Annotated in this window: 21 protein-coding genes, 1 tRNA gene and 1 pseudogene; 14 read left to right on the top strand and 9 right to left on the bottom strand. The window is 64.6% G+C overall.

Annotated elements, in window-relative coordinates; translation table 11 throughout:
* From WCB02_RS40810 to hemA, 5 genes and pseudogenes are all read left to right on the top strand, one after another.
* Positions 1 to 216 (top strand): annotated as a pseudogene (locus WCB02_RS40810) (c-type cytochrome biogenesis protein CcmI); the annotation flags it as partial.
* The gene (gene ccmE, locus WCB02_RS40805; RefSeq protein WP_423968386.1) at positions 213 to 680 is read left to right on the top strand and encodes a cytochrome c maturation protein CcmE; all 468 of its coding nucleotides are present in this window, start codon (positions 213 to 215) and stop codon (positions 678 to 680) included. The pseudogene WCB02_RS40810 and the gene ccmE, both read left to right, overlap by 4 nt.
* Before the next feature lie 79 nt (positions 681 to 759).
* Positions 760 to 2,742: a heme lyase CcmF/NrfE family subunit gene (locus WCB02_RS40800; RefSeq protein WP_423968384.1), complete on the top strand. Its 1,983-nt coding sequence runs from the start codon at positions 760 to 762 to the stop codon at positions 2,740 to 2,742.
* Between the two features lie 20 nt (positions 2,743 to 2,762).
* Positions 2,763 to 3,248: a cytochrome c-type biogenesis protein gene (locus WCB02_RS40795; RefSeq protein WP_423968382.1), complete on the top strand. Its 486-nt coding sequence runs from the start codon at positions 2,763 to 2,765 to the stop codon at positions 3,246 to 3,248.
* Positions 3,249 to 3,350: 102 nt separating this feature from the next.
* Positions 3,351 to 4,580 carry a 5-aminolevulinate synthase gene (gene hemA, locus WCB02_RS40790; RefSeq protein WP_423968389.1) on the top strand — a complete coding sequence of 410 codons (1,230 nt, stop codon included), beginning with the start codon at positions 3,351 to 3,353 and terminating at the stop codon, positions 4,578 to 4,580.
* Between the two features lie 452 nt (positions 4,581 to 5,032).
* On the opposite strand, the gene WCB02_RS40785 is transcribed toward hemA, so the two are convergent.
* On the bottom strand, positions 5,033 to 6,040 hold the full coding sequence (locus WCB02_RS40785; RefSeq protein WP_423968380.1) for a tetratricopeptide repeat protein: 1,008 nt from the start codon (positions 6,038 to 6,040) through the stop codon (positions 5,033 to 5,035).
* A gap of 407 nt (positions 6,041 to 6,447) precedes the next feature.
* Between WCB02_RS40785 and WCB02_RS40780 the strand changes: the two genes are divergently transcribed.
* The 3 genes from WCB02_RS40780 to WCB02_RS40770 all read left to right on the top strand — a co-directional run bounded on the left by WCB02_RS40780 (position 6,448) and on the right by WCB02_RS40770 (position 8,429).
* Positions 6,448 to 6,735 (top strand): YciI family protein, encoded by a 288-nt coding sequence (locus WCB02_RS40780; protein ID WP_423968378.1) that lies wholly within the window; start codon positions 6,448 to 6,450, stop codon positions 6,733 to 6,735.
* Positions 6,736 to 7,146: 411 nt separating this feature from the next.
* Positions 7,147 to 7,485, top strand: a complete 339-nt coding sequence (locus WCB02_RS40775; protein WP_423968376.1) for a hypothetical protein — start codon at positions 7,147 to 7,149, stop codon at positions 7,483 to 7,485.
* A 116-nt stretch (positions 7,486 to 7,601) separates the two neighbouring features.
* Positions 7,602 to 8,429 carry an SHOCT domain-containing protein gene (locus WCB02_RS40770; protein ID WP_423968373.1) on the top strand — a complete coding sequence of 276 codons (828 nt, stop codon included), beginning with the start codon at positions 7,602 to 7,604 and terminating at the stop codon, positions 8,427 to 8,429.
* 105 nt (positions 8,430 to 8,534) lie between these two features.
* Here the strand turns inward: WCB02_RS40770 and WCB02_RS40765 are convergent, their stop codons facing one another.
* From WCB02_RS40765 to WCB02_RS40750, 4 genes are all read right to left on the bottom strand, one after another.
* Positions 8,535 to 9,494, bottom strand: coding sequence for an ABC transporter permease (locus WCB02_RS40765; protein WP_423968370.1), 960 nt, complete (start codon positions 9,492 to 9,494; stop codon positions 8,535 to 8,537).
* Positions 9,491 to 10,630 (bottom strand): ABC transporter permease, encoded by a 1,140-nt coding sequence (locus WCB02_RS40760; RefSeq protein ID WP_423968368.1) that lies wholly within the window; start codon positions 10,628 to 10,630, stop codon positions 9,491 to 9,493. Before WCB02_RS40760 ends, WCB02_RS40765 begins: the two co-directional genes overlap by 4 nt.
* Complete coding sequence (locus tag WCB02_RS40755) at positions 10,596 to 12,152, bottom strand: sugar ABC transporter ATP-binding protein (protein ID WP_423968366.1); 1,557 nt, start codon at positions 12,150 to 12,152, stop codon at positions 10,596 to 10,598. The genes WCB02_RS40760 and WCB02_RS40755 overlap by 35 nt, the downstream gene beginning before the upstream one ends.
* Before the next feature lie 64 nt (positions 12,153 to 12,216).
* Positions 12,217 to 13,362, bottom strand: coding sequence for a sugar ABC transporter substrate-binding protein (locus WCB02_RS40750; RefSeq protein WP_423968364.1), 1,146 nt, complete (start codon positions 13,360 to 13,362; stop codon positions 12,217 to 12,219).
* 303 nt (positions 13,363 to 13,665) lie between these two features.
* Between WCB02_RS40750 and WCB02_RS40745 the strand changes: the two genes are divergently transcribed.
* Positions 13,666 to 14,598, top strand: coding sequence for an SMP-30/gluconolactonase/LRE family protein (locus WCB02_RS40745; protein ID WP_423968362.1), 933 nt, complete (start codon positions 13,666 to 13,668; stop codon positions 14,596 to 14,598).
* Positions 14,599 to 14,872: 274 nt separating this feature from the next.
* Here WCB02_RS40745 and WCB02_RS40740 read toward each other — a convergent pair whose 3' ends face one another.
* Positions 14,873 to 16,114 carry a DUF3734 domain-containing protein gene (locus WCB02_RS40740; RefSeq protein WP_423968359.1) on the bottom strand — a complete coding sequence of 414 codons (1,242 nt, stop codon included), beginning with the start codon at positions 16,112 to 16,114 and terminating at the stop codon, positions 14,873 to 14,875.
* A gap of 229 nt (positions 16,115 to 16,343) precedes the next feature.
* Positions 16,344 to 17,369, bottom strand: coding sequence for an aldo/keto reductase (locus WCB02_RS40735; protein ID WP_423968357.1), 1,026 nt, complete (start codon positions 17,367 to 17,369; stop codon positions 16,344 to 16,346).
* A gap of 475 nt (positions 17,370 to 17,844) precedes the next feature.
* Between WCB02_RS40735 and WCB02_RS40730 the strand changes: the two genes are divergently transcribed.
* The 5 genes from WCB02_RS40730 (at position 17,845) to WCB02_RS40710 (ending at position 22,052) form a co-directional block, all read left to right on the top strand.
* A complete protein-coding gene (locus WCB02_RS40730) occupies positions 17,845 to 18,435 on the top strand; it encodes a hemerythrin domain-containing protein (RefSeq protein WP_423968355.1) in 591 nt (196 codons plus the stop codon).
* 370 nt (positions 18,436 to 18,805) lie between these two features.
* Positions 18,806 to 19,396: a BA14K family protein gene (locus WCB02_RS40725; RefSeq protein ID WP_423968353.1), complete on the top strand. Its 591-nt coding sequence runs from the start codon at positions 18,806 to 18,808 to the stop codon at positions 19,394 to 19,396.
* Positions 19,397 to 19,584: 188 nt separating this feature from the next.
* The gene (locus WCB02_RS40720; RefSeq protein ID WP_423968351.1) at positions 19,585 to 20,211 is read left to right on the top strand and encodes a TMEM175 family protein; all 627 of its coding nucleotides are present in this window, start codon (positions 19,585 to 19,587) and stop codon (positions 20,209 to 20,211) included.
* A 194-nt stretch (positions 20,212 to 20,405) separates the two neighbouring features.
* Positions 20,406 to 21,653 (top strand): multidrug effflux MFS transporter, encoded by a 1,248-nt coding sequence (locus WCB02_RS40715; protein WP_423968349.1) that lies wholly within the window; start codon positions 20,406 to 20,408, stop codon positions 21,651 to 21,653.
* 325 nt (positions 21,654 to 21,978) lie between these two features.
* Positions 21,979 to 22,052, top strand: a tRNA-Gly gene (locus tag WCB02_RS40710).
* Positions 22,053 to 22,108: 56 nt separating this feature from the next.
* Here WCB02_RS40710 and WCB02_RS40705 read toward each other — a convergent pair.
* Both WCB02_RS40705 and WCB02_RS40700 read right to left on the bottom strand, forming a co-directional pair.
* Complete coding sequence (locus WCB02_RS40705; protein ID WP_423968346.1) at positions 22,109 to 23,365, bottom strand: hypothetical protein; 1,257 nt, start codon at positions 23,363 to 23,365, stop codon at positions 22,109 to 22,111.
* Positions 23,362 to 23,547 carry a hypothetical protein gene (locus WCB02_RS40700; RefSeq protein WP_423968343.1) on the bottom strand — a complete coding sequence of 62 codons (186 nt, stop codon included), beginning with the start codon at positions 23,545 to 23,547 and terminating at the stop codon, positions 23,362 to 23,364. Before WCB02_RS40700 ends, WCB02_RS40705 begins: the two co-directional genes overlap by 4 nt.
* Positions 23,548 to 23,801: the final 254 nt, after the last annotated feature.

Below are 23,801 nucleotides of genomic sequence, written 5' to 3'. Positions count from 1 at the left end.
ATCGAAGGCATGGTGGCGAAGCTGGCCCAGCGCATGGCTGCGAACGGCTCCGATGTCGACGGCTGGCTGCGCCTGATCCGGGCCTATTCGGTGCTGGGCGAACGCGACAAGGCGGAGGCCGCGGCAGCCAGCGCCCGCGGCGCGCTCGCCGGCAACAGCGACCATCTGCGCCGTATCGGCGAGTTGACCAAAGAGCTCGGACTGGAAGGCTCATGACACGCAAACAGCGGCGCCTGATCCTGATCGGCTCCAGTCTCGGCGTGCTCGCCATCGCGGTGGCGCTGGTGCTCACCTCGCTGCGCGATTCCATCGTGTTCTTCAACTCGCCGACCGACATCGCCGAGGCCAGGACGGCGCCCGGAAAGCGCGTTCGCCTCGGCGGCATGGTGAAGACGGGCAGTATCGAACGCGGCGATAATCTGCAGATCCGCTTCGAAGTCACCGACGGCAACAAGGATATCCCGGTCAGCTACCATGGCATCGTGCCCGACCTGTTCCGCGAGGGGCAGGGCGTCGTCACCGAAGGCCATCTCGAGCCCGGCGGCACCTTCGTGGCCGACACGGTGCTGGCCAAGCACGACGAGAACTACATGCCGCGCGAAGTGGTCGAGACGCTGAAGAAGCAGGGCCACTGGCAGGAAACCGCGGCGCCGAACCTGATCAAGGCGAGCGTCAAGTGAGCTTGCAAATAAATCCGCAAGTGAGCTTGCAAGTGAATCCGCAAGCTGACATGCGCGCCAACAACGGGGAGCCATCGTCATGATCGCCGAACTCGGCCATTACGCGCTCGTGCTGGCGCTGGCGCTGGCCCTGATCCAGTCGGTCTTCCCGGTGATCGGCGCCCGCAAGGGCGATTTGGCGCTGATGAAACTGGCCGATTCCACCGCGCTGGCGCAGTTCGCCTTCGTGGCGCTGGCCTATGGCGCGCTCACCATCTGCTACGTCACTTCGGATTTCTCGGTCCAGAACGTGTTCGAGAATTCGCATTCGCAGATGCCGTTGATCTACAAGTTCACCAGCGTCTGGGGCAACCACGAAGGCTCGATGCTGCTCTGGGTGCTGATCCTGGCGATCTTCGGCGCGCTGGTCGCGGTGTTCGGGGTCAATCTGCCGAGTTCGCTGAAGGCCAATGTGCTGGCGGTGCAGTCCTGGATCGCGTCGGCCTTCTATCTCTTCATCCTGCTCACCTCGAATCCGTTCAGGCGCCTGGCCGAGGTGCCGCCTGAAGGCCGCGACCTCAATCCGATCCTGCAGGATTTCGGCCTCGCGGTGCATCCGCCGATGCTCTATCTCGGCTATGTCGGCTTCTCCATCGCGTTCTCCTTCGCGGTCGCGGCGCTGCTCGAAGGCCGCATCGATGCGGCCTGGGCGCGCTGGGTGCGGCCGTGGACGCTGCTGGCCTGGATGTGCCTGACGCTCGGCATCGCGATGGGCTCCTATTGGGCCTATTACGAGCTGGGCTGGGGCGGCTGGTGGTTCTGGGACCCGGTCGAGAACGCGTCCCTGATGCCCTGGCTTGCCGGCACCGCGCTGTTGCATTCGGCGGTGGTGATGGAGAAGCGCAATGCGCTCAAGGTCTGGACCATTCTGTTGGCCATTCTCACCTTTTCGCTGTCGCTGATCGGCACCTTCCTGGTGCGATCGGGCGTCCTGACCTCGGTGCACACATTCTCCAACGATCCGGCGCGCGGCCTGTTCATCCTGCTGATCCTGGTGGTGTTCATCGGCGGCAGCCTGTCGCTGTTCGCCTGGCGCGCGCCGCTCCTGAAGCAGGGCGGCCTGTTCGCGCCGATCTCGCGCGAGAGCGCGCTGGTGTTCAACAATCTGTTCCTGGCGACCGCCTGCGCCACGGTTTTCGTCGGCACGCTCTATCCGCTGATGCTGGAGGCGCTGACCGGCGACAAGATCTCCGTGGGCGCGCCGTTCTTCAATCTCACCTTCGGACCTCTGTTCATCCCGCTGTTGATCGCGGTGCCGTTCGGGCCGTTGCTGGCCTGGAAGCGCGGCGATCTCTATGGCGTCGCGCAGCGCCTGCTCGCGGCATGCGCGATCGCGATGATTGGAATTGCTGCGACCTTTGCATTCGCGGGCACCAAGGCCGTGCTGGCGCCGTTCGGCATCGGCCTGGGGCTGTTTGTCATGGCCGGCGCTCTGACCGACATTGCGGAACGCGTCGATCTGCGCAGCCTGTCGATCGAGAAGATCGGACGGCGCGCAGCCGGACTGCCGCGCTCGTCCTGGGGCACGGCGGTGGCGCATTTTGGATTAGGCGTCACCATGCTCGGCATCGTCTGCGGAACCACCTGGAGCAGCGAGCGCATCATTGCGCTGAAGCCTGCGCAGACGGTTGCCATCGACGGCTATGATCTGAGTTTCGACGGCATGATCAACCGCAACGGATCGAATTACCGCGAGACCGCCGCGCACTTCACGGTGCGCAAGGACGGCGCGGCGATCGGCATCATGGAGCCGTCGAAGCGGGTGTTCCCGTCGCGCGACGGCATGTCCACCACCGAGGCCGCGCTGCTGACGCGCGGCGTCAGCCAGCTCTATCTTTCGCTCGGCGACAGCAACGCCGACGGCTCGATCGCGCTGCGGCTGTATCACAAGCCCTTCGTGCTGCTGATCTGGCTCGGGGCGGTGGTGATGGCCTTCGGCGGCGCGCTGTCCTTGTCCGACCGGCGGCTGCGGATCGGCGCGCCGAAGCCGGCGGCGCGGATCGTGGCGCAGCCTGCCGAATGAAGCGGGGATCGGGAGTTCGGATGATGCGCAGCGTTCGGTTTCTGCTGCTGGCGCTGGCGCTGCTGGGCCCTGCGCCCGCGCTGGCGGTCCAGGTCGACGAGATCCTGCCCGATCCCGCGCTCGAGGCCCGCGCGCGTACGATCTCGCACGATTTGCGCTGCATGGTGTGCCAGAACCAGTCGATCGACGATTCCGAGGCGCCGCTGGCGCGCGACCTGCGGCTGTTGGTGCGCGAACGCCTCAAGGCCGGCGACAGCGACGCCGCGGTGGTCGATTTCATGGTGGCGCGCTATGGCGAGTTCGTGCTGCTGAAGCCGCGGTTGAGCTGGCATACGGCGATCCTGTGGGGCGCGCCGCTCACGGTTCTGCTCGCCGGCCTGCTCGCGATCGGCGTCTCGTTGTGGCGTCGGCCGAGGGGATCCGCGCTGCCCGAAGTCGTCGCGCTGAGCGAGCGGGAGCGGCAGCAGCTCAAAGCCATCGCGCATACGCAATTGGACGGGGTCTGAGCTGCAAACCCGGTTTTCTGACCTGGATCAAGGCAATGGCCAGTGATTTTGTCTTTAGTGGTACAGATGGGTTGTGAGGGGGATACCGAGGTGGCTGATCGCATGGATTACAACGTCTTTTTCAACCGGGCCCTGAACCAGCTCCATGATGAGCGGCGCTATCGCGTCTTCGCCGATCTGGAACGCCTCGCCGGACGGTTTCCGCACGCCATCTGGCATTCGCCGAACGGGCCGCGCGACGTCGTGATCTGGTGCTCGAACGATTACCTCGGCATGGGCCAGCATCCCAAGGTCATCGCCGCGTTGGTCGATGCCGCCGGGCGCATGGGCACCGGCGCCGGCGGCACCCGCAACATTGCCGGCACCAATCACCCGCTGATCATGCTGGAGCGCGAGCTCGCCGAACTGCACGGCAAAGAGGCCGCGCTGGTCTTCACCTCCGGCTATGTCTCGAACGAGACCGGCATCTCCACCATCGCAAAGCTGCTGCCGAACTGCCTGCTGCTGTCGGACGCGCTCAACCACAATTCGATGATCGAGGGCGTGCGCAAGGCCGGCACGGAGAAGCAGATCTGGCGCCACAACGACACCGACCATCTCGAACAATTGCTGCGTGCGGCGGCTCCTGACCGGCCGAAACTGATCCTGTGCGAAAGCCTGTATTCGATGGACGGCGACGTCGCGCCGCTGCACCGCATCTGCGACCTTGCCGAACGCTATGGCGCGCTGACCTATGTCGACGAGGTCCATGCGGTCGGCATGTACGGCCCGCATGGCGGCGGCATTGCCGAGCGCGACGGCGCGATGGCGCGCATCGACATTCTCGAAGGCACGCTGGCGAAGGCGTTCGGCTGCCTCGGCGGCTATATCGCCGCCAACAGCAACCTGATCGACGCGGTGCGCTCCTATGCGCCCGGCTTCATCTTCACCACCGCGCTGCCGCCGGCGATCTGCGCCGCGGCGACCGCGGCGATCCGGCATCTGAAGACGTCGGGCTGGGAGCGCGAGCGCCACCAGGACCGCGCCGCGCGGCTGAAATCGGTGCTCAACGCCGCAAGCCTGCCGGTGATGCCGAGCGACACCCACATCGTGCCCGTGCATGTCGGCGATCCCGAAAAGTGCAAGCTGGCGTCCGATCTCCTGCTGTCGGATCACGGCATCTACATCCAGCCGATCAACTATCCGACGGTGCCGCGCGGGCTGGAACGGCTGCGCATCACCCCGTCGCCCTATCACGACGACGCCCTGATCGATCGCCTGGCCGAGGCGCTGGTCGATGTCTGGGACCAGCTCGGCCTGCCGCGCAAGCCGCTCTCGCTCGCCGCGGAATAGGGACGGCGTTTTCCGAAACTCGTCGGATGGGTTGAGCGAAAAGGCCGGGCAAGAATTTGCCCAGCCTCGAAGCGATACCCATCGATTGCCTGTTGCGAAGATGATGGGTTTCGCGAGGAACCCAACTCCTATGCGCTGCAAAGGACGTGGCCGGCCGGGACGAAGCCCGGCCATGATGGTGGAGGGAGTGGCGCCCTGTGGCCTGCTCGTCATGCCCGCGCTTGTCGCGGGCATCCACGTCTTGTTTTTTGCTGCTGCAGAGACGTGCATGGCCGGGACGAATCCCGGCCATGACGACAGAGAGAGTTGCCGCCGAGGCCTGCGACTCATAACTCGTGGCGATGGGTTACCGCCAGCGGCCGCAGTCAGAACTCGTCAGGCCGGCGTCTGTCGCTTGCATCCACGTCTTGATTGTCTTGCTGCTGGTCGCGCCGGCCGCAACCGGCCGACCGTTATTTCTTCAGCCGGTCGAACTCGGTGCTCGCCACGAGAGCCTGGAAGGTGTGAGCGCTGCACATCTCGTGGGCGCGGCCGATCAGTTCGCTGGCCCTCTCGTGATCGCCCTTGGCCAGCGCATCCTCGCCGGCGAACAGCGACATGTTGCATTCGCGCGCGCGCCCCATCATGCCGTGGCTCGACGGCCCCGACACGTCGGTCAACTGAACCTGTCCGAGGAAATAGGCCACGAGCGTGCCGGGCCATTGCTTCAGGTTGACTTTTTCCGACAGGCTCTGCAGCTGGTCCAGATCCTTCTGGCCCGCGCGCGCCCGGGCGAGATGCAGCCACACGATCTGGTAGGGCAGCCACAGCACGTCGTCGGCCCGCGCGGTGGCGCCGAGCGTCAGCGCCTTGTCGAAATCGGCGGCGGCGGCATCATAGCGGGCGCCGAGGAATTCGGTATAGCCGCGCTCGTTGTAGATATCCATGGGTTCGAGGCCGTCGCGCATCTCCATGCCGAGCGCGGCGGTGCAGTCCGCGATGGCATCGTCATAGGCACCCTTGGCGCGCAGGCTGCTCGCCCGCTGCAACAGCGTGCCGGGCGAACGATCGATCTGCAACGCCGCGGTGAAATCCGCGACCGCGGCATCGAACTGCTGGTTCATATGATAATCCTGACCGCGCTCGGTCAGGACGCCGGCGTCGCCGGCCTTCAGCGCCAGCGCGGCGGTGAAATCGGCGATCGCGTTCTCGCGCAGGCGGCGGCCATCATCGCGCCGGTCAAAGGCATCAGCGACCAGGCTCTGCGCCGAATACTGGCCGGCGCGTCCGGTCCGGGCGGCGAATTGATCGTCGGCCGACAGATCGCCCGCGGAGATCGCGCTGGTGAACAGCCGGACGGCGTCGTCGCCGGAGCCCTGGTCCGCGGCCGCCTTGGCGGCCTTGAGATCGTCGAGGCCGGCGGCGTGCAGATTGGCGGCAAACAGGACCGCGCAGACCGCGGCCAGGATGGATCTGATCATGAAAAGCTCCGGCGAAAACCCTGGCACGTCGTTATGACCATGAGGCCTCGAGGTCAATTGATCCAGCGCAAGTTCCGCAAGCCGAGCATTTATATTTGGAGTTGTGCGCTCGATGGGCCGGATGGCGCGGGCGCGGTGATGAATCGATGGTTGCCGTCGTGACAATGGGGTTCTCCGCTGCAATCGCCCTGTCATCTTGCAGGTCGTTTCATAGGAATCATGGCAATCCGTCGTCACGCCGCGGCCGGTTGCGGGCGTCGACGAGCGCAAGCTGGCGCGCTCGGGTGAGCGGCCGGTGCGAGAGATCGAACGGCAGGGAAGGGCTGGGTGAGCCTGCCGGCAAAGGCCTTTGATGCGGGCGCCGAGCGGCCTTCGCATCGCCTGAAGGGAAACTGTGGAGAAAGAAAATGCTTTTTGCCATTCATGCGGTTGACCATGCGGATGCGCTGCCGAAGCGGCTGGCCCACTACGATGCGCACAAGGCGTTTTTGTCCGATACCACGCGCTTCGGCATACGAATCGTGATGTCCGGACCGCTCGTAACCGATGACGGTCAGACCATGATCGGGAGCCTGTTTCTGATCGAGGCCGCGGGCCGCGCCGAGATCGAGGCGTTTCACCACGCCGACCCATTCTTTGCCGCGGGAATCTGGCAAAGCGTGACGATCACGGGCTTCCTGCGCCGGCAGGGCTGAGCCAACGCCTCCGTGCCGCCGGCGATCAACGGCCACGCGGCCGCGAGCCCTCGATCATCCGTCGCCATCGCGGTTCTGGACCATCGATTGCAGGAAAGCCATCGTTGTGCAGTCTGACCTCATCCTGAGTTCCCCACCGGCGTGGCCGACCCCGCGGCGTGTGAACGTCCATTCTCCATCTGCATCTCCATTTGCGCGGGCGGGTTTCGAATTCCGATTTCACTTTCGTATTGGCGTTCGTGCCAATAAGCGGCATTGGAGACGGGCGTTTGCCAGGTGGGGCCGAGGACGTCCGATATCGCTGGCAGGCGCCGGGTGGAACTATCTCATTGCGCGCGGCGCCCAACCACCTATCTCAACCTCGTGGCGACAGAGGTGGAGTCCGGTCCGAAGAACGCGGAGGAGACCATGATGAGAAGACTCATTCTTGCGGGCACAGTGCTCGCGCTGGTCGCCGGGGTGACCGGCGGCGCGATGGCGTCTGACCAGACGACCGATAGAAGCGGTCGTCACGTCGGACGTGTCCATGCCGCCGCGTTTGGAAGAGCACATCGCATCAGGCATCCCAGCCGACTTGCCGGCATCCGCCGGCCGGAGAGCTGGTACCCCGGCGGCGGGAGCCCGGGTTACCCCGGCGGTTTCATCGACCTCGGCCCGCTCGGAATAACAGCCGCGTGCGGCGCCTACCCGCATCGCTACGGCGGCTGCGGTTCGGGCTACGGCACGCCGATCGACGCGTGGTCTTATTAGGCGCCGATCGGCTGATTTTCGAGCTCGTGGAAGGCCGTTCGTTCTTGCACCGATCATGGACTCGGTTTCTACTATCTGCGGCCGGTCATGTCTTGCCGCCGCCAAGGAACAACGCGTTGCCCCGCCTGACCGACCAAGGCTTGCAGAAAATCAACGATCTGGCTCAGCGCTACGGAGTCAGTGTCGACGCGGTGATGACGTTGTTGCAGGCCCTCCTGAACAGCAGAGGCACGATGGCGCAATTTGACCATCGCGACCTCGGTGGTGCCGGGCAGTGGATGCCGGGTGGCATGACGATGGTCGGCGACATGTTCAATCATGGCCTCAAGGCGAAGGTCGACGGCCTGTGTTCCGAGCTGTCACAAATCCTGGCGACGCAGCCCTTTGTGCCAGCTCCCGAGGGCTTTCAATCACAGTCCCAGAGGCAGGGTGACGGCCAGCAGGAGGGCGGCCACGGCGTATTGGATGCAGGTTCGGTCAGCCTGTTCGTACCGGAGACATCCGGCCGGGCACCGGGTCAATGGTGGCCTGCAGACCTGGGGATCGCCAACGGGACCGGCGCACAGAACCAGGTGCGCTATGCCTATTTCAACCGGCAACGGCGATTGGCAGTCGAGCTGAATGGACACGTGACCGTCTACGATACGCTGGACCACCAGATCAGCGGCGTCTCCCAGCAGCAGGGGCGCGGCGGCTCGCTGACCCTCACCAGCCAGCATGGGACAGTGAGTGTCTCAACCCTGCCGGTCGTCTCGGTCGATGGCGCGCAAAGCAAAGCTCCGGAGCCACGGGTGGCGCCCGCCAGCGAGCCGTATCGGCCCGACAGTGCCCAGGAGCCGGACATCTTCATCAAGATCGAGCGCCTCGCCGAACTGCACAAGAAAGGCATTCTCTCGCCGGAGGAATTCGCGGCCAAGAAGACGGAGCTGCTCGCCCGGTTGTGAGCGACTGCCCTGGCTAACTATCCGTCCACGAGCTGGATACTCGGCGATTGTCAATGGCTACAAGCCGGAACAGGCTGCCTCCGCTTGGCGCGCGCGATGGCACCTCTAGCCCGTGACGCGTTGGCCGCGTCCATAGACCAAGAGCATCAGGATGATGACGAGGCCGTAGATCACCTGCCGGCCGGCCTCGGGCATGGCCATGATCGACAGCACGCTGTTCAAGAGCACGATCAGCACCACGCCGACCAGCGTGCCGAGATAGCGGCCGCGGCCGCCCAGGATGTTGGTGCCGCCGATCACGACGGCTGCGATCGCGGGCAGCAGATAGGCGTCGCCCATCGCCTGATAGGCCTTGGTGGAATAGCCGGCGAGCAGCACGCCCGCGAGACCCGAGGCGAGGCCGCACAGCACGAAGCAGATCACGGTGACGCGGCGCGTATCGATGCCGGCCAGATAGGCCGCCGCCTCCTTGTTGCCGATGGCGTAGATGTAGCGGCCCAGCGCCGTGCGCTGCAGGATGACGACCACCATCGCCGAGACCGCGGCCCAGACCAGCAAGGCGTTGGGGATGCCGAGCGTGCGCGCCGAGGCGAGCGTACGCATCAGCTCGGTGGCGGCAGTCTCCGGCGCATAGCCGCCGGTATGCGCGACCATCAGGCCACGCATCACCGCATTGACGCCCAAGGTGAAGATCATCGAGGGCACGCGCAAATAGGCCACCCCGATGCCGTTGACGAGGCCGACCACGAGGCCGATACCGAGTCCTGTGGGAATCGCGAGCGGGCCACCGATCGAGGTCGCCATCATGGCGGCGGCGGCCAGCGTCCAGGGCACCGACAGATCGATCTGGCCGATCAGGATGACGATCATCATCCCGGCCGCCACGATGCCGAGGAAGGCGCCGATCTGCAATTGCTGCAGCAGATAGGTCGGCGACAGCAGCGGCGCGCTGCCGAAATGGGCGATGGTGTAGGCGGTCCCCGCCACCAGGATGACGAGGATGAACAGCGCCGCGACGAGGATCGGGCGGTCGTCGCGCGACAGGCCGAAGCTGGTCGTCGTCATCGGAACAGCTCCAGCGTGTTCCTGACGCGCAGCATGCCCAGCGCGCCGATGCTGACGGCCACGAGCAGGATCAGACCCTCGAACAAGGGTTGCAGCAGCGGGGCGATGTCGAAGATGCGGAAGAAGAACGAAATCACCCGCAGGATCATGGCGCCGAAGATCGACCCGATGGCGCTGCCGGCGCCGCCGAACAGCGAGGTGCCCCCGATCACGACGGACGCGATGGAATTCAGCGTGTAGGCGCCGGCCTGCGGAATATCGGCATTGCCCGACGAGGTCTGGATCGCGAGAAACAGGCCGCCACAGCCGGCGAAGAAACCGCCGAGCGTGAAAGCCGCGATCTTGGCGCGCGCGATCGGCAGCCCCGACATGAAGGCAGCACCCTCGGCCGAGCCGACCGCATAGACCGCACGGCCGGTGACCGAGCGCCGGAACGGCACCCACACCCCGAGCGCGATCAGGATCAGCAGCACGAAGGCCACCGGAATCCAGGCGAAGGGCACAAACCAGCCGGCCGCGCCATCGTCGAAGATGTGCACGGTGGCGGCGAAATCGCCAAGCGAATTGGTCAGCGCCCAGTTCAGATCCTCGTCGATCTTGCCGCCGGGCGTCGGCCGCAGGAAAAGTGCGACCCCGATATAGACCGCGCCGGTCGCGAGCGTCGCAATGATGGGCTGGATGCGCCCATAGACCACGACGCAGCCATTGATGAAGCCGGCAAGCGTGCCGATCGCGACGCACGCCGCCATGCCGAGCAGGATGCCGCTGATGCCGCCCGGGAAGGTGCCGAGGCCGAGATGCAGGCCGAACGTCTCGAGATAGAGCGGCGTGCCGCCAGCCGTGCCGGCCAGCAGATAACTCGCGAAGCAGCCCACCATGGTCATCACGGCGCCGACCGACAGGTCGAGCCCCGACATCAAGACCGGCACGGTCTGGGCCATGGCCAGCATCGCGAGCGCGAAGATCTCGTCGGCGTTCTGCACCAGCACGGCCGAGGAGAAGCCCTTCGGATGGGCCAGGTTGTAGGACAGATACAGCACGCAGAACAGCACGATCGCGGTAGCGAAACCGACGTTCTGGCGCAGCCTGATGGCGAGATCGTCAAGCATGAGCGGCACCGGCTGCGGCATCGACATTGAGGGCACTCGCGACGATGTTGGTCTCGGTGAGCTCGCTGCCTTCGAGCTCGCGCACGATGCGCCCGTCATACATGATGGCCACCCGGTCGCAGCAGCCGATCAGTTCGTCGTAGTCGGTCGAGTAGAACAGGATGGCGGCGCCCTGGTCGGCGAGCTCGCGCATCAGCCGGTAGAGCTCCTGCTTGGTGCCGACATCGATGCCGCGTGTCGGATCGTTGAGCAGGATGATGCGGGGCTCGGTCATCAGCCATTTGGCGATCACCACCTTCTGCTGATTGCCGCCGGACAGGGTCGCGACCGCATCATCAGGCGCGCCGATCTTGATCTGCAGCCGGGCGATGCCGCGCTCGACCGCGGCGCGCTCCTTGGCGCGATCGATGAAAGGCCCGGTCGAGATCGCGGCCAGCGAAGCGATCACCAGATTGTCGGCGATCGACATCGGCAGCATCAACCCTTCGGTCTTGCGATCCTCGGGCACCAGCGCGATGCCGACCGCTTTCGACTTCGCGGCCGCAGGTGAGCCGGGGCGCACCTCGCGGCCCTCGACCGTGATGCGTCCGGTGACACCGCGCAGCACGCCGAACAGGGCGAGCAGCAGCGATTTCTGGCCCTGGCCATCGAGGCCGCCGAGCCCCACGATCTCGCCGGCGCCGACGTGAAGCGAAATGCGGTCGAGCTGTTTGTCCCAGGTGAGATCCTGGAGTGCGAGCAGCGGTTGCGCCGGCCGATCGTTGCGCTTTGCCGGATTGGGTTTCGCCGGATATTGTGTGGCGATGTCGCGTCCGATCATCAACTGGACGATGTCGGCGGTCGAGCGCACGCCCCTGTCGAAGGTCTCGATATGGCGTCCGTTGCGGAAGACCGAGGCGCGGTCGGCGAGCGCTTCGACCTCGTGCATGCGGTGCGAGATGTAGAGGATGGCTGTGCCTTCCGATTTGAGTCTCGCGAGCATCGCATAGACCTTCTCGACGTCGGCGCTGGTGAGCGCCGAGGTGGCTTCGTCGAGGATCAGCAGTTGCGGCCGCCGGCCGAGCGCCTTGGCGATCTCGACCATCTGGCGCCGCGACAGCGGCAGGTCGCGAATCCGCATCACCGGGTTGACGTCCTCGCAGCCGATCTCGGCCAGCAGCGCCTCGGCGCGGCGGCGCTGCGCCCTGGCATCGATCAGGCCGAAGCGCCGCGGCGGCGCAGCGATCGAGATGTTGTCCGCGACCGAGAGGTCGGGCATCAGCGACAACTCCTGGAAGATGCAGACGACGCCGGCGGCATTGGCCGCGGAGGGGTTGAGGAAACGGACGTCGGCTCCCCCAAGCTGCATGCGGCCGGCATCGGGCTGCACCACGCCGGCGATGATCTTGATCAGCGTCGACTTGCCGGCGCCGTTCTCGCCCAGCACCGCGTGGATCTTGCCGCGCGCGCAGCCGAAGTCGACGCCTTCCAGCGCGCGCACGCCGGCATAGCGCTTGGAGATGCCGGAAAGCTGGAGGAATGCGGGCGGTGCCGGGACCGCATCCTGCATGGCCGGCCTCAGGCAGCAATGGCCTGGCGGATGCCAGGCCTCGACTGAAACGCGGTCTGCGCGGTCACTGACTGTTCTTCTCGCTTTGCGCCATGATTTCGGGCGCCGTGAAGTTCACCCCGCAGGGCAGGAACTGGTTTGGCGCAAAGAAACTGGCGTTGAGGTCGGGCCAGTAATTCACCCCGGGCTTGAGATCCTTGTAGGTCGCGACCGGAATCGGGATCGAGATCAGCTGCGGCATGACGTTGCCCTGCAGCGCCGAGATCGCCGCCTTGGTGGCGATGGCGACCAGCGCCGGCGACTGGCCGTAGGACATGCCCTTGAGGCCGTCCTTGGAATATTCGCCGATCTGCTTGCGGTACTCGTTCTCGCCTTCGCCCGACATCGGCACGAAGGGATGCTTGGCTGATATCAGTGCCTGCACGGTGCCGTCCGAGCCGCCCTGGGTGAATATGCCGTCGAAATGGCCGTGCACGGCAAGCGCATCGGCGGTCACCTTCTGCGAGGTGCCGGTGTCCCAATTGCCGACCACCTCGGTAATGTCAAACTTGTTGCCGGGCGCTTCGACGATCTCGCGGAAGCCGAGATGGCGGTCGCGGTCGACCGAATTGCCCGGCAGGCCGCGGACCTCGAGAAGACTGCCGGCGTGCTTGCCCATTTGATCGATCAGCCATCTCCCGGACATGCGGCCCATCTCCTTCTGGTCCTCGTTCACCATCATCACCTTGTCGGTGTCGAGGATGTTGTCGAAGGGAACGACCACCACGTTGTTCTTGTCGGCGAGGCGGATGATGCGGTCGAAGCCGTCGGGCGCCACCGCGATGGTGACGATGGCGTCAAAACCCTGATTGATGAAGTCCTCCATGGCGCCAAGTTGCGCCGCAACATCGGTGCCGGTGGAGACGACCTTGAATTCCTTGATGTTCTCCTTGATGCCCGGCTGTTCGGCGAAGGCCTTGGCGGTCTTCACCATCTGGATGCGCCAGGTATTGCCGACGAAACCATTGACCAGGGCGATCTTGTAGGGGCCGGGCTTCTTGTCCCATTGGAAGAATTTGGTCTGATCCGACCACGGCTTGAAGCAGCCGGGATTGGCGCCCGGCCCGGAGACGATCTTGGGACCTGCCCAGGCATTGTCCGACGCTAGGATGATCGAGGATACCAGGAGGCTCGCGCACGCAAGCCCGGCAAGACGAAGCGTCCCCTTCATGGCTCTTCTCCCTGAGTGTTCTGTTTTCCGACCCTGAGCAGTTGCCGGGAATTGCTTTTCCCGTGCACTTACCAGGCTACCATGGCATGCGAGGCGCGATGCGCACAAGCCGAATGAAAAGCAGCGATGGAAATCAAATGCAAAAGTTGCAAGATGGCTGACATCGCGATGCCGCGAGGAACGTGCCGGGGCAGGCAGGCAATGCATCGGCGTGACGCAAGGCGGCTTGTCGCCGGGGGAATCGGCATTGAACCGGGATTCCGGGAACGGAATTCAATGGGGTGAGATGGAAAGGGGGGTGCGATGTGGCATGGTCAAATCGAGGGAACGGACATCGTCGTTCTCGATCCGCGCTTCAAGGCCTGCTTCGCCGGCCATGTGCGCGTCGAGCGCCTGTGGTCGGGGGCGCGCTGGGCCGAAGGTCCGGCCTGGTTCGCGGCGGGCCGCTACCTGGTCTGGTCGGACATTCCGAACAATCGCATGATGCGGCTGGTCGAGCCATCCGGCGACGTCTCCGTCTTCCGCGAGCCCTGCAACAATTCGAACGGCAACACCGTCGACAATCAGGGCAGGCTGATCACCTGCGAGCATCTCACGCGCCGCGTGACGCGCACCGAGATTGACGGCTCGATCTCGGTCATTGCGGATAGATGCAACGGCAGGCGTCTGAATTCGCCCAACGACGTGGTCGTCAAGTCCGACGACTCCGTCTGGTTCACCGATCCCGCCTACGGCATCGACACCGACTACGAAGGCGATCGCGCCGCCCCGGAGATCGAGGGCTGCCATGTCTATCGCGTCGACGCGAAATCCGGCGCGGTCGCAGCAGTCATCACCGACATGGTTCGTCCGAACGGTCTCGCCTTCTCGCCCGACGAGACCCATCTCTATGTCGCCGACACCGGCGCGACGCATCGAGAGGGCGGTCCGCGCCACATTCGCCGCTTCACCGTCGACGCGGACGGCGCCGGGCTGTCGGGCGGCGAGATCTTCGCCGAGTCCACATCCGGCCTGTTCGACGGGTTTCGCGTCGACCGGAACGGCCGCATCTGGACCAGCACCGCGGAGGGCGTGCATTGCTACGATGTCGACGGCGCGCTGATCGGCAAGATCCTGATTCCCGAAATGGTCGCGAACGTGACGTTCGGCGGCGCCAAGCTCAACCGCCTGTTCATCTGCGGAACGACGTCGCTCTATGCGGTCTACCTGACGGCAAACGGCTCCAGGCTCGGATGACCGCGAGCGGATCGATGTCGCGATGCGCGGCATGGCTATACGAGCGATTCCATGAAACCGATCCTATGGGAGTTGACCCATTGTTCGTCATTCCGGGATGCGCTCCGGCCGGCGCCAGCCGGTCGGAGTGCAGGCCCGGAATCCATAACCACAGAGCGAATATTTCGGCAGGCGCGGCAACGCGTCCACAACACAACTTCTGCCGGTGGTTATGGATTCCGGGCTCGCGCAAGAGCGCGCCCCGGAATGACGGCAGAGGCCTGCACTCGGCGGCTCAATTGCCCTGGTCGGCAAAGTCGAAGATGGTGACCTCGTGGCCGTTGCCGGCGCGCTCGAGCACTTCGGGATGCCGCAGCGAGCGCGCGGCGTCCTGGTAGCCCGAACGCCAATGCTCCGCCATCGACAGCCGGGAGAACTCATAGTCTTTCGAGTCGCCTTCATAGCCTCGCGGGCGATAGATCAGGTGAACGAGATTATAGGCGTGGCGCTGCCCGATCGAGGCGAGGTACCTGGCTTCCTCGCTCTGCTTGAATTCGTCCGGCAGCTGGTCCATCAGCGCCGCGACGGACGATTCCACCTTGTGGACCCGCCTGATGAAATCCGTGAAGGCGCGCGTGCGGCTGGAATATTGGATCTCCTTCTGCCGGGTTGCGACTTCCGCGAGGTTGCGCGGGAAGTCGCCGATCGCATTCCAGAGATCGACCTGGAACACCAGCGCGTCGGGCAGCCGCTCCCCGGTCACGCGCGTGTTCGTCACGATCCACTGCAGCGGCGTGTTCGAGACCAGGCCGCCATCCCAATAGTGCTCGCCCTCGATCTCGATGGCGGGGAAGCCGGGCGGCAGCGCGCCGCTGGCCATCACATGCTCCGGTTCGATCTTCTGCGCCCCGGTGTCGAAATAGACCAGGTTGCCGCTGCGCACATTGACGGCGCCGAGGCTGAGACGGGTATCGTTCTTGCCGGAGTTGACGCGGTCGAAGTCGACGAAGCGCTCGAGCGTGGTCTTCAGCGGCTGCGTGTCGTAATAGCTCGTCGCCGCCATCGTGCCGGGCGGATGAAACCACGGATTGGGCTGTCGCGGCCTGAAGAAGCCCGGCGTTCCGGCCAGGGCAACCATGGCGGCGCTCACCTGATTGGCAAGCGTGCGCGCGGTCTCGTCTCGTGCAAACAGGCCGGCGATGTCGGCGTCGAAGCCCATGGCAGGCGCGGTGATGTCCTCCCAGAACGCGCGCAGCCGCTCGACGCGGTTCTCCGGCGCATTGCCGGCAATGATCGCGGCGTTGATGGCGCCGATCGAGATGCCGACCACCCAGTCGGGATGCAGCCCGCTCTCGGCCAGCGCCTGATAGACGCCGGCCTGATAGGCGCCGAGCGCGCCGCCGCCCTGCAGCAGCAGCGCGACGCGCTCGAACTGGAGCCGGGGGCGCAGGTTCGTCCCCTCGCTGAGGCTCGCTGCGGGCGGCCTGGGGGCGACCGGCGGATTCTCCGAAGGATTGCGCAAGATCGGCTTGTTCATGGATTTGTGCTCCCGTCGGGAGGGCCATGCGCCGACGTCGCATGGGCCACTCCGTGGGCTGACGAGCGCAGCGAAACGGCTCTCGCGGGCTCGTCCATCAGGGCCAGATGCCGCGCCGCGGTTTCGTGCGCTGAGGCCAGAGTCTAGCCGGCGCAGCGGCTAAACTGACCTATACGTAGGGATAGGTTGGGCGGAATGGAGGGAGCGGGCATCAACCCGCCCTCGGTCGCTAGACCGGCGGCGGATTGCGCTCGATGAAGGTCGCGCGCTGATGCCAGTACGGATAGGGCAGGGTGACCGTGCTGGCCGCGTCCAGCCTGGCGATCTGGTCTTTGCTCAACGACCATCCGACTGCGCCGAGGTTTTCGCGCAGCTGCGCTTCGTTGCGCGCGCCGATGATCAGCGTCGCGACGGTCGGTCGCTGCAGCAGCCAGTTCAGCGCGATCTGGGATACGCTTTTGCCATTCTCCCTGGCGACCTCGTCGATGGCGTCCACGACGCGATAGACCTGCTCATCCGGCACCGGCGGGCCCATGTCGGCGGTCTGCGGCAGGCGGCTGACCGCCGGCCGCGGCTGATCCCGCCTGATCTTGCCGGTGAGCCGACCCCAGCCGGGCGGCGACCACACCACCGCGCCGAGCCCCTGATCGAGGCCGAGCGGCATCAGCTCCCACTCGTAGTCGCGTCCGATCAGTGAATAATAGGTCTGGTTGGCGACGTAGCGCGGAAAGCCGTATTGATCGGCGACGGCGAGAGCCTTCATCAGGTGCCAGCCGGAGAAGTTCGAGACGCCGATGTAACGGATCTTGCCGGCGCGTATGAGTGCATCGAGCGTCGCGAGCACTTCCTCGGGGGGCGTGAACGCATCGAAGCCATGGAGCTGGAACAGATCGATATGGTCGGTGCCGAGCCGGCTGAGCGCACCATCGATGGCGGCCAGCAAATGCTGGCGCGATGAACCAACGTCGTTCGGTCCCTCGCCGAAACGAAAGGTCGCCTTGGTCGAGATCAGCAGCTTGTCGCGGCGGCCCTTGATGGCCTCGCCGAGAACGCGTTCGGATTCGCCGAGAGAATAGATGTCCGCCGTGTCGAACATCGACACGCCGGCGTCGAGGCAGATGTCCACCAGCCGCCGCGCTTCGGTCGCGTCCGTGGTGCCCCAGGCGGCGAGGCGGCCGACGCCGCCGAAGGTGCCGGTGCCGAAGCTCAGCGCCGGCACGGTGAGCCCTGATGATCCCAGGCGTCGGTATTCCATCGATAGTCTCCTGGCGTTGATCCAGTCGGTTTTCGGCGTCGTCACTGATCCCGTGGGATCCGCCTTTGGCGGCGCAAGGAAACCATCACCAGCGACCGGTCCGATCGGCGCCGCCGCGGGATCGTAACCCAAGATGGCAGACGCGCAATCGCGCCTGGGAAACGGTCGGTTGAAGTCAACGTGACTTGACACGGTGTCGCCACACCAACCATCGCAGCTCAGGCCATGGGGAAGTACATACATCGCGAGCGCGACAGAGTCGGGCTTCGCTCAGAACAATCATCGGCACCGCGTTGCGCGGACCCGGCGTGAAACGGACAGTGGCGCTGCCTATCGCCCGGCGCCATCGGCATCGCCCCGCTTGCCGTTGGCGGCAGGAGTGCAGAAGCGTCGATGTCGATTGATCTAGCGCAAGTCCAGGCTCGTGAACGTGTCGTATCAAGGAGCAGTTTGGTTGATTGGTCGGAGTGGATCGATGCCAAAGCTCATCAATATCCTGCTCGGCGAACATCAGAACATCGAAAAGCTGCTTGGCGTCCTCGAGCACGAACTGGACATATTCGACCGCGGCGAACGGCCGGATTATGAGGTCCTGCAGACCATCATCCAGTATTTCCAGGATTATCCCGAAAAGTGCCATCATCCGAAGGAAGAGATGATCTTCGCGAAGCTGATGGCGCGCGACCCCGTCGCGGCTAGGCGCTTCGGTGACGTCGAAGCGGAGCACGAGACCGAGGCCAGCCGTCTGCACGGCTTTGCGGCGGCCGTGCAATCGATTCTGGCCGATCAGGAGTTCCTGCGCGAGGACGTCCATTCGGCGATGCGCGCGTTCATCGATCATCAGCGCGAGCATCTGAAGAAAGAGGAACAGCTGTTGTTTCCGGCCGCCTTGAAGGCGCTGCTTCCGGACGACTGGTCCGCCATTGATGCGCGACTGGATGACCGCAAGGATCCGCTGTTCGACGCCGTGGTCGAAGAGCAGTTTCACGATCTGCAGCAGACCATTCTGCGCTGGGAACAGGAGGCCGAAGCAGACCGCGCGGCGCTGTCCCGAAGTCCGTCGTGAGAAGGGGCGGGACCTCCGCGAATCCGGCTCACTTCCAGGCAGGCGTGGCGCCTTATCCGCAACTGGCGCGCGCGGTGCAGCGCGTCATTCGCCATTTGCGCCATATGCGGCGCAATCATGATGAGATTTCCGCGGCGGGAGCGTGCTTTGTTCACAGACTAGCCTAAAAGGGGCGATACAGCGGCATTCCCGCGACAGTCAGTTGAGTATCCCAATGATGCGTAGATTCGTCCCCGAGGCCGCCACTGCCCGCCATGCCGCAGCTCTGGGCTTCGTCCTTTTCGCGCTGACGGGCGGCGCGGCGCTCGCACAGACAACCGGTGCGGTTGATCCGGCTCCGGCTCGCGCGCGGGCACCCGCGACGGACGACATGCCGCCGCCGGGCGGCTGTACGCCGATCGGTCTCACGGTGTCCGGCGAAATCGTTTTCCCGTTCGCATGCAAGGGCTTCATTGAACGTCAGAAGGCGATGGCTCCGCCATCCGCTGCCGCGCAGGAGCAGCGCCAGGCTGCCCAAGACCAGCCGACCGCCGTTGATGGCAAGCCGGCCGTCGCTGATGACAATCCGGCCACAGCGCCGGACAAGCCAGCGGCTATGCCAGAGCAGCCCGCCGCCGCGCTGGACAAGCCGGCGGGCGTCGAAGACAAGCCGGCCGCGCAGGAGGAGAAGCCGGCCGCCACGGCAGAGCAGCCGGTCGTTCCGGACCAGAAACCTGCCGCCACGGCGGAGAAGTCCGCTGTTCCCGATGAGAAACCAGCCGCCACGCAGACCGGCAGCGCGGCGCCGGAGTTGAGCAGGCCGGAAGCCATAAGACCGGGCGAAACGATTCCGTTGCCGAGACGCGCGGAGCAGAAGCGGACCCAACTCGCGATGGACCCGATGTGCAAGCACTTCCGCAGCTACAATCCGGGGGCGGGGACTTATAAGGGCTTTGACGGACGGATGCGTCCCTGCAAATGACGCCTGCGCTGGCTTGGCGAAAGGCGGGCCTGGCGAAAAGCGGGCTTGGCGAAAAAAACTGGTTCAGGGCCGGCATCGTCTGCCGCGGTCGGATGATCTGCGTCAATGCCTGACGCGGCCCGTCGTCGCAATATCAGCATACCGTCAGTCGGCGGCGATCGACGCCGCTGCCAAGCAGATCGTCAGCGATGACCGAACCCGACTGCAAGCCCGATCATTTCGACATGCGTCGGCTGGATTCGCTCAGCAACACCATCTTCGGTGTCGCGATGACCCTGCTTGCCTACGACATGCCCAAGTCGAGCCAGGTCACAGGCCAGCTCAACGGCCTGCCGGATTGGGCCGATCTCTATCATATCTATGGCGAGCGTCTGCAGGCGCTGGTCCTGAGCTTCGTCATCGCGGGGCTGTTCTGGCTCAGCCATCACCGCCGGCTGGTGCGGCAGCCCGAGGCGCCGCGCGGCGTGGTGATGCTCAATCTCCTGTTCCTGCTGTCGATCATCCTTCTGCCCGTCAGCAATGGACTGTATGGCAGCTACCGTCTGAGCAGCGCGGTCGCCGTGCTCTATGGCGTTCATCTGACCGTGATCGCCGGGCTCAACACCATTCTGTGGTTCCTGGTCACGCACAATTGGCGCGGGCCCGAATTCGTCAGCTCGGTTTTTCCGGTGGCGATTTTCCTGCCCGTGATCGCGATGGCCTCCGTTGCCCCACAATATGCGCAGTATTTGTGGTGGCTCGCTTTCGGCGGGCTCCTGATCAGAGGCGGCTTGCGGCCTGCCACCGCGCCGCCGAAGCCGCGCTCTTCATCTTGAACGGTTGCCGCGTCCTTGCGCCGTCGCGGAGCAGGGGGGTCTTCCATCGCGGCGGTCGCCAAGCCCGGGAGATTATGGGCGCGAAGTTCCGTGGGCGCCCGGCCGGCAGCTCGCGGGGCTGCCATCCGCAAACGCAACTTGTGCAGCGCAGCATGGTCGGTAAAACAGGGCCCATCCCATGAGGTGAGCCTTTCGTGACTGATATCAATGCCAATGCCTGGGTGTCATCGACCCACCGTCCGATGGGCTTTCCCGAATTCGTCGTCGTCATCGCCTCGATCATGGCCTTGAACCCGCTGGCGATGGATATGATGCTGCCGGCGCTGCCGGATATCGCCTCGAGCTTCCACATCGTGCTGGCCAACCGGCCGCAGATGGTGTTGTCGACCTTCCTGATCGGCTTCGGCCTCGGCCAGTTCGCGATAGGTCCGTTGTCGGATCGTTTCGGCCGCCGCCCGGTGTTGCTCGGCGGCATGACGCTCTATGCCATCGCCAGCGTGCTCGCGATCGCGGCGCCGACATTCGAGACCGTGCTTTTGGCGCGCGCGCTGCAGGGGCTCGGCACCTCGGCGACCCGCGTGATCGCGACCTCGGTCGTGCGCGACTGCTACGCCGGCAGGCGGATGGCGAGCGTGATGTCGCTTGCCATGATGGTGTTCATCGCGGTGCCCGTGATCGCGCCATCGTTCGGGCAGGCGGTGATGCTGCTGACGCAGTGGCGCGGCATCTTTGTCGTATTGATGCTGTATGGCGTGCTGGCCCTGATCTGGAGCGCGCTGCGGATGCCGGAAACCCTGCCGGTCTCGGAGCGCAGGTCGCTCGCGATCCGCGATGTAATGGGCGCGTACCGCACGACCGTCACCAATCGCCAGACCATCGGCTATGCGCTGGCGGCGGGCGGCGTGCAGGGCTCGCTGTTCGCCTATGTGTTTTCCTCGCAGCAGGTGTTCACCGGGATCTACCGGCTCGGCCGTTATTTCCCGCTGGCCTTCGCCGGCGTCGCGGTCGGCGTCGCCATTGCGGGCTTTCTCAACGCCCGCCTGGTCGGCCGCCTCGGCATGCGCGTGATGTCGCACGGCGCGTTGCTCGGTTTCGTGGTGGTGGCCGCGACGATGCTGGTCGCGGCCAGACTGCAGCTGCTGCCGTTGCCGCTGTTCATGGCGCTGTCGTCGCTGATGATGTTCGCGTTCGGGCTGACTTTCGCCAATTTCACCGCGCTCGCGATGGAGCCGCACGGCCATATCGCCGGCACGGCCTCGTCGCTCTACGGCTCGATCACGACATTGCTCGGCATCGGCATCGGCACCACGATCGGCCAGGCCTATGACGGCACGCTGCTGCCGTTTTCGACCGGGTTCTTCCTCTGCACGCTGGCCGCTCTGTTGGTGGTGCTGGTGGCGGAAAAAGGCCGGCTGTTCAAGCCGCACGGCAAGCCGATATGAGCTTCGATCGGAAAGGTCGCGGCCGCGCCACCGCGCGCAAAAGCGCGGCGGGATCGCTCCCGCCGCGCCCCAATCGTTGAACTCGCTGGTCCAGGGCCGAGACCGCCCCGATGCCAGGCTCTTGAACAGCCTAGCGGGCGATCCCAGCGAGGTGACAGCGCTCGAAACAAGACACTGGATCACCTCCTTTCATTGTTGGTGGGACTCGCAATATAGACCGCGAATCGGCCGGCGTTAAGGGGGGCCGGATGGTCCGGGCCGGGCCGGAACCGGCGCCGCTTGACGGTTGAGGCGGCGCCTGGGGCGTGTTAGGTCACAGCCTTCCGCGGGTGTAGCTCAATGGTAGAGCAGCAGCCTTCCAAGCTGAATACGAGGGTTCGATTCCCTTCACCCGCTCCAATGTTTTCAAGCAGTTGCCAAGCCATTAGCTTCCATTCGGACAAGCAGGCTGATGCTCATTCGGACAAATGTCTGTCTTTTGTTCGAGCTGCCCGGCGCTTCTTGGCGCCGTTGACGATCTGCCGTGTCGTGCGTTTGGTGTACTTTGGCAACACCTTCACCGTCGTGTGCCGACCCTGCGCCAGCATCTCGCGGTCGGTCAGTTCGGCGTCGCCGCCTTCAGTGAAGCCGCCGTGCCGGAACGATGTGAACGACAATTCATCGCGAAGGCCGGCCGCGCGGATGATTTTTTTGACCTTGCGGCTCAGATGCGTGAAGTCCGGCTGATCCGGCTTCGGCCATGTCGGCCATGGTCCGCGTTCGCCCCAATCCCGGCACAGCATTAGGCCGCCGATGCGGTTGCGTTTGATGGCGTCGAGCTCCGCCATCAACTCGGGATAAATCGGTGCACCTGCATCGTCGAACAGCGGTATCCAGCCCTCCTGTCTGGTCTTCTCATCAATGATGCGGACCATATTCGGGCGCTCTCTCGGGCGATAATGCGACACGTCGAAAGTCGCAAAGATGTCGGTCTCGCGCTGCAGCCATTCCCAGCCGATCATGGCAGCGGTCGCCAGCGACGGAAGCCCAAGCTCGACGGCCTTGGTGCGGAAGGCGACCAGCTCTTCGTACGCCGCAGTCGGTGTCTCACGATTGGACGACTGAAGTCCCATCTGCGAGAATGGATTAACCAATGGCAGCCTGCCCGGGTGCCGGCGCGCGACCACGTTCCACGCGCGGCGGCACGACTTCATTGCGTGGTTCACCGTGGTGCGGCGCTCGCGTTCGATCACGTTGCCCTCAGCATCGGTGATCTTGAGGATCAGTAACTTTTCATAGAGATCGTCGGTCAGCGCCGTATCGATTGCAGTGAGGCGCTTCTCGCCGAGTCGCTTGCCATCTTTCAGGACGTAGCCGCCAACGAGCTTGAATCCGACTTCATGGTTACGCTTGGACTTGGGGTCGAGTTTGGTGTAGCGGCGATCAGAACGGTATTCGGCAAGCATCCAATCGAGCGTTCCGAATGCGGCGATGGAGGACGACGCTGCTGGGGCACTACTGCCGATCCGCCATGCATCGAACGCTGGCAAGAGTAGTGTTTCAGCGCGTGACACTGCCGTTTGATACTCGGGGCCGAGCCGCTCGCTGTGCACGGTGCAGCCCGCCTTCTTTGCCCACGATGGCACGTGAAAGAAATAGCCCCAACCGCCACTCTTGAGCGGCTTACGCTCAACGTAGCGCGGAAGGGGCAGGGCAGAGCGCGGCGGCTTCATAGCAGATTTCTAAGGTCCTCAGACGTCTCGTCATCGGCTTGTTGCTCGGTGTCCAACTTGCTGAGCTTAACAGCGGCAACGCTACCATCAGGATTGTAGAACAGATGGGCAGCAAGTCCATATTTTGCCACGTATTTGCATACGCTCGCTTCGGGGTTGAGCTTCGGCGCCTTTTTAGCCATGATGCACGCCCAGTCTTCGATCAAACGCTCATTCTGAAGATCCGTCCAGAATCGAGCACAGGTCGCTGCTCTTTTTTCGTTTCCTCGGGAGCGTGCTCGTTTTCATAGTCCTCCCTCGCAGCTTGGAGCGCGAGTTGCCCGCGACAATCGTAGAATCTCGTCATCTGGACTCGACTGCAAGGACAATGCTTCGATCCGTGGCCTTGCGTACCCGCCGATCGAAAGCAGGGGGAAGACTTGGTCATCCACTCATC

Source organism: Bradyrhizobium sp., from assembly GCF_049581145.1.
Lineage (GTDB): Bacteria > Pseudomonadota > Alphaproteobacteria > Rhizobiales > Xanthobacteraceae > Bradyrhizobium.
Note: the sequence above shows the minus strand (reverse complement) of the source record. Positions and strands in the feature narration are given on the sequence as shown.

Excerpts from the sequence above, each read along its gene's own strand:
- ccmE (WP_423968386.1), top strand. The coding sequence starts at position 213 with ATGACACGCAAACAGCGGCGCCTGATCCTGATCGGCTCCAGTCTCGGC.
- WCB02_RS40800 (WP_423968384.1), top strand. The coding sequence starts at position 760 with ATGATCGCCGAACTCGGCCATTACGCGCTCGTGCTGGCGCTGGCGCTG.
- WCB02_RS40795 (WP_423968382.1), top strand. The coding sequence starts at position 2,763 with ATGATGCGCAGCGTTCGGTTTCTGCTGCTGGCGCTGGCGCTGCTGGGC.
- hemA (WP_423968389.1), top strand. The coding sequence starts at position 3,351 with ATGGATTACAACGTCTTTTTCAACCGGGCCCTGAACCAGCTCCATGAT.
- WCB02_RS40785 (WP_423968380.1), bottom strand. The coding sequence starts at position 6,040 with ATGATCAGATCCATCCTGGCCGCGGTCTGCGCGGTCCTGTTTGCCGCC.
- WCB02_RS40780 (WP_423968378.1), top strand. The coding sequence starts at position 6,448 with ATGCTTTTTGCCATTCATGCGGTTGACCATGCGGATGCGCTGCCGAAG.
- WCB02_RS40775 (WP_423968376.1), top strand. The coding sequence starts at position 7,147 with ATGAGAAGACTCATTCTTGCGGGCACAGTGCTCGCGCTGGTCGCCGGG.
- WCB02_RS40765 (WP_423968370.1), bottom strand. The coding sequence starts at position 9,494 with ATGACGACGACCAGCTTCGGCCTGTCGCGCGACGACCGCCCGATCCTC.
- WCB02_RS40760 (WP_423968368.1), bottom strand. The coding sequence starts at position 10,630 with ATGTCGATGCCGCAGCCGGTGCCGCTCATGCTTGACGATCTCGCCATC.
- WCB02_RS40755 (WP_423968366.1), bottom strand. The coding sequence starts at position 12,152 with ATGCAGGATGCGGTCCCGGCACCGCCCGCATTCCTCCAGCTTTCCGGC.
- WCB02_RS40750 (WP_423968364.1), bottom strand. The coding sequence starts at position 13,362 with ATGAAGGGGACGCTTCGTCTTGCCGGGCTTGCGTGCGCGAGCCTCCTG.
- WCB02_RS40745 (WP_423968362.1), top strand. The coding sequence starts at position 13,666 with ATGTGGCATGGTCAAATCGAGGGAACGGACATCGTCGTTCTCGATCCG.
- WCB02_RS40740 (WP_423968359.1), bottom strand. The coding sequence starts at position 16,114 with ATGAACAAGCCGATCTTGCGCAATCCTTCGGAGAATCCGCCGGTCGCC.
- WCB02_RS40735 (WP_423968357.1), bottom strand. The coding sequence starts at position 17,369 with ATGGAATACCGACGCCTGGGATCATCAGGGCTCACCGTGCCGGCGCTG.
- WCB02_RS40730 (WP_423968355.1), top strand. The coding sequence starts at position 17,845 with ATGCCAAAGCTCATCAATATCCTGCTCGGCGAACATCAGAACATCGAA.
- WCB02_RS40725 (WP_423968353.1), top strand. The coding sequence starts at position 18,806 with ATGCCGCCGCCGGGCGGCTGTACGCCGATCGGTCTCACGGTGTCCGGC.
- WCB02_RS40720 (WP_423968351.1), top strand. The coding sequence starts at position 19,585 with ATGACCGAACCCGACTGCAAGCCCGATCATTTCGACATGCGTCGGCTG.
- WCB02_RS40705 (WP_423968346.1), bottom strand. The coding sequence starts at position 23,365 with ATGAAGCCGCCGCGCTCTGCCCTGCCCCTTCCGCGCTACGTTGAGCGT.
- WCB02_RS40700 (WP_423968343.1), bottom strand. The coding sequence starts at position 23,547 with ATGGCTAAAAAGGCGCCGAAGCTCAACCCCGAAGCGAGCGTATGCAAA.